7 protein-coding genes are annotated in these 7,434 nt (G+C 67.8%); 3 read left to right on the forward strand and 4 right to left on the reverse strand.

Going from position 1 to position 7,434, the window contains the following annotated elements; genetic code table 11:
- Positions 1 to 116 precede the first annotated feature (116 nt).
- Positions 117 to 698, reverse strand: a complete 582-nt coding sequence (locus ACFYR3_RS43960; RefSeq protein WP_355857348.1) for a TIGR03086 family metal-binding protein — start codon at positions 696 to 698, stop codon at positions 117 to 119.
- Positions 699 to 783: 85 nt separating this feature from the next.
- Between ACFYR3_RS43960 and ACFYR3_RS43965 the strand changes: the two genes are divergently transcribed.
- Complete coding sequence (locus tag ACFYR3_RS43965; RefSeq protein ID WP_355857345.1) at positions 784 to 1,395, forward strand: TetR/AcrR family transcriptional regulator; 612 nt, start codon at positions 784 to 786, stop codon at positions 1,393 to 1,395.
- A 736-nt stretch (positions 1,396 to 2,131) separates the two neighbouring features.
- On the opposite strand, the gene ACFYR3_RS43970 is transcribed toward ACFYR3_RS43965, so the two are convergent.
- The 3 genes from ACFYR3_RS43970 to ACFYR3_RS43980 form a co-directional block, all read right to left on the reverse strand.
- Positions 2,132 to 2,647: a hypothetical protein gene (locus tag ACFYR3_RS43970; protein WP_355857342.1), complete on the reverse strand. Its 516-nt coding sequence runs from the start codon at positions 2,645 to 2,647 to the stop codon at positions 2,132 to 2,134.
- Between the two features lie 85 nt (positions 2,648 to 2,732).
- Complete coding sequence (locus ACFYR3_RS43975) at positions 2,733 to 3,734, reverse strand: hypothetical protein (RefSeq protein WP_389287941.1); 1,002 nt, start codon at positions 3,732 to 3,734, stop codon at positions 2,733 to 2,735.
- 15 nt (positions 3,735 to 3,749) lie between these two features.
- Positions 3,750 to 3,872 carry a hypothetical protein gene (locus tag ACFYR3_RS43980; protein ID WP_389287943.1) on the reverse strand — a complete coding sequence of 41 codons (123 nt, stop codon included), beginning with the start codon at positions 3,870 to 3,872 and terminating at the stop codon, positions 3,750 to 3,752.
- Positions 3,873 to 4,442: 570 nt separating this feature from the next.
- On the opposite strand from ACFYR3_RS43980, the gene ACFYR3_RS43985 reads away from it, so the two are divergent.
- Complete coding sequence (locus ACFYR3_RS43985) at positions 4,443 to 5,411, forward strand: transposase (RefSeq protein WP_389287947.1); 969 nt, start codon at positions 4,443 to 4,445, stop codon at positions 5,409 to 5,411.
- Positions 5,412 to 6,013: 602 nt separating this feature from the next.
- Positions 6,014 to 7,434: group II intron reverse transcriptase/maturase (ltrA, locus tag ACFYR3_RS43990; protein WP_389287949.1), on the forward strand; the 1,421-nt coding region annotated here is incomplete at its 3' end.

The raw sequence follows: 7,434 nt of genomic DNA on the forward strand, positions 1-7,434 counted from the left end.
GCCCCGGGCCGCCGGGGGGGGGGGTATACCCGGGGGGGGGCGGGGGGGGGGGGGGGGGGGCCCGCGCCCCCCCCCCCCACCGGTCCGTCAAGCGAGGACGACGCCGCAGGCGCTCATCAGCGCAGCTGAACGGGGGGCGCCCAATCGGGGTCGCGGCCGGTGAAAGCGACCAGGCGGTCCAGAGGTGGTGCGCTTGCGTCGATGGCGATTTCGGGCCCGAAGGGCATGCCGGGGCCACGGTATTCCGGCTGGATCACGCCTTCGAGCACGGTGAGGGCATGCTGGCAGGTTTGCGGGTCCGGGTTCCATCGCTGGCCGGTCGCACGGGCCAGGTCCCAGCCGTGGCCGAGCGTTTCGATCAACAGCAGGTCGATGACTACGGAGCCCGGATAGGCGCCGCCCAGCAGCGGAACGTTCACGGTAGCTGTCGCGAGGCCGCCGGCCAGGGCCGATCGGATCGTGGTGGTCAGGTGCGCGATCACGGTACTCGGGTGGTCGGGGCCCGCGAACGCGGACGGGTCGGGCCGGTCGCTGCCGGACGGGTCAGTGAAGGCAGCGTCGAAGTAGGTGAGCCAGCCCAGCAGGTGGCGGCGCAACGTGCTCACGTCGAAGTCGTCGCACGGTGTGGGGAGCTTGTCCTGCTCAGGAGTGATGCCGGGGAACTGGTTAGCCAGGTCCTCGAGTATCGGAAAGATCATGGAATCACTTTCTCTGATAGGTAACTATATCGAGTGTAGTCGGCTATCAGCGGTTGATGATCGGGCAGGGTCTACAGTCATAGGGGTGGTGACACAAGAGGCCGGACGGCGGGCCGAGTACGCGGCTGCGACCCGTCAAGCGATCCTGCTGGCGGCGCGGGCACTGTTCGTCGAACGGGGCTATTTCGACACCCGGGTGCAGGACATCGCCCATGCAGCGCGGGTAGCAGCGCCCACCGTCTACGCGGCGGTCGGAGGCAAGAGCGGTTTGCTGCGCACACTCATCGAGGACGGGGTGCGAGCCGCTGAGGCCGGCGGCATCTACGAGCGGATCGCTGCGCAAACCGACCCCGGCGCGCTGCTGCGCATGCTCGTGGACGGCACTCGAAGCGAGTTCGAGCTCTGGTCGCCGATCATGCGTCAGGCGATCGCCGCCGCACCCAAGGACGCCGGGGTCCGGGAGACCGTCGACGCGGCGCACGACAGCCTGCGCCGCGGATTGCGGGCCACCGCGGACCGGCTCGCAGAACTGGGCGCACTGCGTGCCGGAGTCACCGTCGACGAGGCTGCGGATGTGCTTTGGTACTTCCTCGGCAACGCCTCCTACTTCACACTGACCGACGACTGCCGATGGCCACTCGACCGCTCCGCCGACTGGCTGCACCGATGCCTCACCGCCGCGCTGCTCGGCACGTAAGGAAGTGGCCGGCCAGGCCCGCAGCTGTCGTGGGCGCGGCGGCCGCGCGACATGCAGCCGCCGGGAACGGCCGGCGCCTCGGCCGCAGACCTCCTGCGACCCGACTCGGCTGACGACCGGCGTCGAAATCCCCGACGGCCCGCTGCGCCCTTCCACCAGGGCGACGCCCAGTCACACCGGCGCCACGCCGAGGAACGGTCGACAGGCGTAGGCGTCACTCGGCTCTTGGCGGTGGGCTGCGGTACAGGGCCGCCTGGACTGGCCGGACGGCCTGATTGCCTATCCAGGTGTCCGTTGATCTCGACGGCTCCACACTGCGCTGCGCCACCTCTGCCTCGCCGACGCCGAGGCACACGCGGTTGGAGACCTGGCTGCGCGCAATGGCTGCCGAGCGACAGCTCACGGACCCCGTGCACGGTGAGCCGTACGGGCTGCTGGTCAGCCTTTTTTCGTGCCAATGTGCCCAGCCTGCCGCCGGACGACAGGCACTGACGGCTCACGCGGGTCGGTTCGATCAACGATCTCAAGGACCTCTGAGCAGTGGCGCCCACTGGCTGGCCACCCCATCATGACGAGCTCGCCAGCTGGGTGGCGGGACTGGACCGGCGGGCGGACGCCGTGGGACCGGACGTGCAGTGTCAGCCGCATCCGGCTCGAGAAATCCCCGCGGGTTTCACAGGTCAGGACGGCTATGTGGTCCGTTTGCCGTCGCCTGCGTGGTGCCGGCCGGCGACGGTTACTGGTCGGCCCACAGCTGCGCGGTCTGGCTGGACTGCTTGATCACACAGTTCTCCTCCATGAGTGCCTGCCACACCTGGATCAGCAGGGCCTCGGCCGGGGCGCTGTCGTCACGCGGGTCGCCGTCATCACGGTTACGGGCCGACACCCGTATCCGGTAACCGCCGGGGCCTGGCATCACCAGCTGCTGCGCCAGGTCCTCTCCGTCGCCGGTCGTGCCGAAGTCCAGCATCAGGGACTGCCAGTCAACGGACACTTCGGCGATGTCCTGCCATGCTTCTAGATCGGTGACGCCCAATGGGGGACGTTCGTCCCACAGCTGGGCGATGACGTGGATGGCGGCGATCTCCTGCCCGCAGGCGATGCGTACCGCGTCCCCGGACGGGTCAGCGGCGATCAGGCCGCCGACCCACTGTTCGGGCTGGTAGTCGCTAACCAGGTCGGCGCCCAGCAGGTCCACGGTGCTGGCGTCGATGCGGACCTGGCTGGACGTCTGGCGTAGGGGGCCGACCATACAGATGATCCTCTCCTCATGCGGGTGCGCGCCCGGCCTCCAGGATGGGAGGCCGGGCGCGCGGGTGCTACGGGTTGGGCGTGGTTCAGGATTCGACGCCGCAGCCGACGGGGCCGCGCAGCTGGTCCAGCTTCTGCGGGGTCAGCGTCGCTGGGACGTTGATCACCTCGACGTAGAACGGGTCGTTCTCCTGGACACGCTGCCCGTTCAGCGACGCCTTGCGGTAGCTGCCTTCACGGCTGTTGTCGCGGCTGTGCAGGAACTCGCAGGAGTAGTCGGAGTTGCGGCTGGCGCCCTCGTAGGACTGAGCGAAGGGGTACTCGTCGCAGGCGAGTCCCGGCCTGGGCGGGCGGGGCACGTCAGGGCCGCATGCGGTCTGTCGGTTGTCCGCGATCAGCGACTGGTCGAATGTCCGGTGCAGCGGATACCGGGTGCCCTTGACGCCCCACGGCTGGGCCAGGTTCTTCTGCGCCCACAGCACGTGCCAGCCCACGCTGTCCACGCGCCAGTCGGTGACGTCGATCTGCCACAGGGCGGGAACGTCGGGGTAGACGCAGCCGCCGGTGCCGGCGGGGGTGATGCGTGCGGTGTTGTCGCAGCGCGGGCGGAAGGTGTCGCCCAGGTAGGCGCTGCCGTCGTCAAAGCCCGGCGCCGAGAAGTCCCCGTAGGGGACGATGCTGTCATTGACCAGGTCGCGCCCCGGCGATGACAACGTGAAGTCGAACGTCTGGGTGACGTACGGGATCAGGATGCGGGTGAGCGCCGTCGATGCGGTGGCGTGCCCAGTCTGGTACTTGACCGTGGCGGACACCTCGGCGGCGGACGGTGTGGTCGGATCGGTCAGCTTCAGCTCGACCCGCTGCTTCCACTGGTAGCGGTTGCGGGTCTCAAGCTGCGCGGTCGCCTTGCTGTGCAGGACGGCGGACCCGGCGGGCTCACCGTCGACCAGGAACTCCACCGGGATGCGGTAGTTGGAGCAGGACGATGTGCGGTCGTGGACGGATGTGCCCTCGGCGCAGTCGACGGCCTTGGCCCCCGGCGCCGCCGCCGGATTGACGGTCTTCGACTTCTCCGGTTTGCCGAGCACGATCCGCGTGCCGGACTACTTGCCCGGGACGGGCTGGTGGCTGTCGGCATGCGCCTGGCCGACAAAGCTGACGGGCACCAGCAGGGCCGCGCCGATCGCGGCCAGCAGGACCCGCCCCCGTGATGATCTGTTGCGCATAGCGGAGTTGCTTCCTCTCCTCAGTCGGATGGGATGCGAACCCCGCAAGCCGACCAGTGCGCCACACACAGGTCAACCCTTTACTGTCCAACTGGCGTGAAACGGCGCATAGTTCACACAGGTCCCGCAGATACGGAAGCCGGGCCTACACCCCGGTGGGATGCGCCTGGGAAACGGCACAGTCGGCCCCTCGCCTTGACCGGTACAGCTGGCAGTGCACGGGGAACGACACAGGCCGTATGAGGGACGTCCAATCGTCCTCACCCGCCCAGGAGCTACGTCCACAGGTTCGGTTCGATCGCTCCGGGACGGCGGGTGCGGTGCTATCCGAGTGACATGACGGATACGGAGTGGGCCGAGGTCCGCTCCGCGATGCCCGTGCCGGCCTGGCTGCTCAAGCAGGGCGGGCGTCCGGAGGCGTACTGCCACCGCGAGATGCTCGACCAATGCCACGAAGTTAAGGTCCCGTTGGCGGTGTCAAGCGTGGCGGGAGACAGAAGGGGCCTCTGCTATCCAGGGGATCGACCAAGATCTTCCTGAGAGAGCAGAGGCCCAGTGGCCAAGTCTGTCATGCACGCTATCGGTGACGTGTTCGCGCCTGGTCATATTGGTGAGTTATCGCAGGTCATCCCGCCCGAGTTGGTGGATGCGGTACTGGATGAGAGCGGGGCTCACGAGCGACGACTTCGGAGCCTCCCCTCTCGCGTCGGGGTGTACTTCGTGCTCGCGCTCGGGCTGTTCGAGCATCTGGGCGCCGGACTGGTGTGGGGCAAACTCGGGGCCGGACTGGCCGCCCGGGTGCCGCAGCCCTCGGAGAAGGCACTTCGCGATCTGCGTCGGCGGGTCGGGGTGGCCCCGCTCAAGCGGCTGTTCCACGTGCTGGCCGGCCCGCTGGCCCAGCCGTCCACACCCGGAGTGCGCTACCGACGCTGGCGCACGGTCGCCTTCGACGGCTGCGGGAGCCTGTCCGTCCCCGACCACGAGCGCAACCGGTCCTGGCTCGGCCGAACCGAACGCCGCTACGGCCCGACCGGCCACCCCCGGCTGATGCTCATGACCCTGTGCGAAACAGGCACCCGCGGCCTGATCGCAGCGGTCTTCGGCCCTGCCTCCAAGGGCGAGACCGACTACGCCCACGACCTGATCGGCCGCCTGACCCCGGACATGCTCCTTCTGGCGGACCGCGCCTTCGACAGCAACGAACTGCTCGCAGACATCGCTGCTCAAGGGACTCAGTTCCTGATACGCGCAACCAGCACCCGACGACCGCCGGTGCTGGCGCTGCTGCCCGACGGCTCCTACCTGACCCGGATCGGGGGCCTCTCGTTGCGGGTGATCGAGGCCGAGATCCATTCCCGCACCGCCGACGGCGGCGACTTCGGCGGGACCTACCGCCTGCTGACCACGCTCAACGACCACCGCACCGATCCCGCCGACCACCTGGTGCGTCTGTACCACGAGCGCTGGGGTGCGACACGAAGTCGCACGAGTTTGAGTGAATTACCTGAAGGAGGCCGACAGTTGATGTCGACAGGATAGTTCCGGGCCAGTGCTCAAGGCCCGTCCCGACTCCGACATGCGTCGCTGGCAACGGCGGGGTGTGAAGCTCGGAGGAGAAGCCCAAGGACTCTCGTTCCATCCGGGGGTTACAGGCAAGGGGAAGACCGGACGGGTGAACGCAAGTGAACCCCTGATGATGCTTCGTAATCGTGACCCCCGCCGATGGGTTGTTCCAGCGGGGTGCAGGACTGGCCGTTGAGAAGCGGCAGGCGCCGGCTGAATCCCCATCGTCAGCCGGGAGAGCATCGCCGTCCCGGAGTTTAGGGGGCACCCACCCCGGTCGTGTCTCACTCGTGTGGAACGTGGAAACCCCGTTGAGGTCCGGTGCCGAAAGGCGCCGGTCAGCCGACCGCAAGGAAGGTCCAACTCCCCAGCGGGAACAGGATGGCCCAAGAAGCGAACGCCGGTGGCCGAAAGGCAACGGGAAGCCGCGGCAGATGATCAGCACCTCCGCTGGTCGCCCCGGACAACCGGCCGGATACGGGCACTGCCCGGACCCGAAAGGGTGCTGACGTGGGCCAGGTGGGCCTGTGAGGAATCGATGACCATCAGCACCGGAACCGAAGGGCAAGTTGGACACCATGGCGATACGAACAGTCGAGGCGCGAACCGCTTCGGGTGCCGACGGCGTGGTGAACGGACCGGAGGGCGACTCCACCGACTGGCAGTCGATCGACTGGCAGCGCGCGGAGGAGGAAGTACGGCGGCTGAGGCAGCGGATCTTCACGGCGTCACAGGCCGGGGACCTCAAAAGGGTCCGTAATCTCCAGAAACTGATACTTCGTTCCCGTTCCAACACGCTGGTGAGCGTGCGGCGGGCGACGGAGGTCAACGCTGGCCGCAAGACGGCAGGTGTCGATGGGCGGGTTGTCCTGCTGCCCCAGGGGAAGGCCGAGCTGGCCGACTGGATGCAGCACCGGGCGGCCCCCTGGAAGCCCTTGCCCGTCAGGCGGGTGTTCATCGACAAGGCCGATGGTCGCCAGCGCGGCCTAGGAATTCCCGTGATCATCGACCGCTGTCTTCAAGCCGTGTCGCTGAACGCGTTGGAGCCTGAGTGGGAGGCACGGTTCGAGCCGAGATCCTATGGATTTCGGCCCGGCCGAGGCTGCCACGACGCGATCGGAGCGATCTTTCTGGCCGCCAAGGGCAAGGACCCGAAGCGGCAGTGGATTCTTGACGCGGACCTGGCAGCGGCGTTCGACCGAATCGACCATGATCGCCTACTGGCCGCCATCGGACAGTTCCCCGCCAGGGGGCTGGTCGAGCAGTGGCTCAAGGCGGGAGTGATCGATCGCGGCTGCTTCGCCCCGACCGAGGAGGGGGTCCCGCAAGGCGGGATCATCTCCCCCGCGCTGATGAACGTGGCCTTGCACGGAATGGAAGAGGCCGCCGGAGTCCGCTACCGACCCACCGGCCCGCGTGCCGGTGAACTGGCAGTGGGCTCACCGACCTTGATCAGGTACGCCGACGACCTGGTGGTGCTCTGTCACAGTCGTGATGAGGCCCAGCAGGTCAAGGAACGGCTCGCCGTGTGGCTGGCGCCCAGGGGGCTGGCCTTCAACGAGGACAAGACGCGTATCGCGCACCTCGACGAAGGCTGTGACTTCCTGGGGTTCACCGTCCGCCGCTTCAACGGCAAGCTGCTGATCAAGCCGAGCAAGACGGCCGTGCGGCGAATCCGGGCACGGCTCACCGCCGAAGTGCTGGCCCTTCGGGGACAGAACGCGGCAGCGGTGATCGCCAAGCTCAACCCGATCATCCGGGGTTGGGCTGCCTACTATCGGGGCGTGGTCTCCAGCAAGGTGTTCACCTCGCTGGACAACCACGTGTGGAAGCTGGTCTACAAGTGGACCAGGCACACGCACCCGAACAAGCCGAGGGGCTGGGTGACTGCCCGGTACTTCGGCCGGTTCAACACCTCCAGGCAGGACCGGTGGGTATTCGGCGACCGGGAGACCGGCCGCTATCTCGCCAAGTTCGCCTGGACAAAGATCGTCAGGCA

The organism is Streptomyces sp. NPDC005784, from assembly GCF_042871525.1.
In the GTDB taxonomy this organism is placed as follows: domain Bacteria; phylum Actinomycetota; class Actinomycetes; order Streptomycetales; family Streptomycetaceae; genus Streptomyces.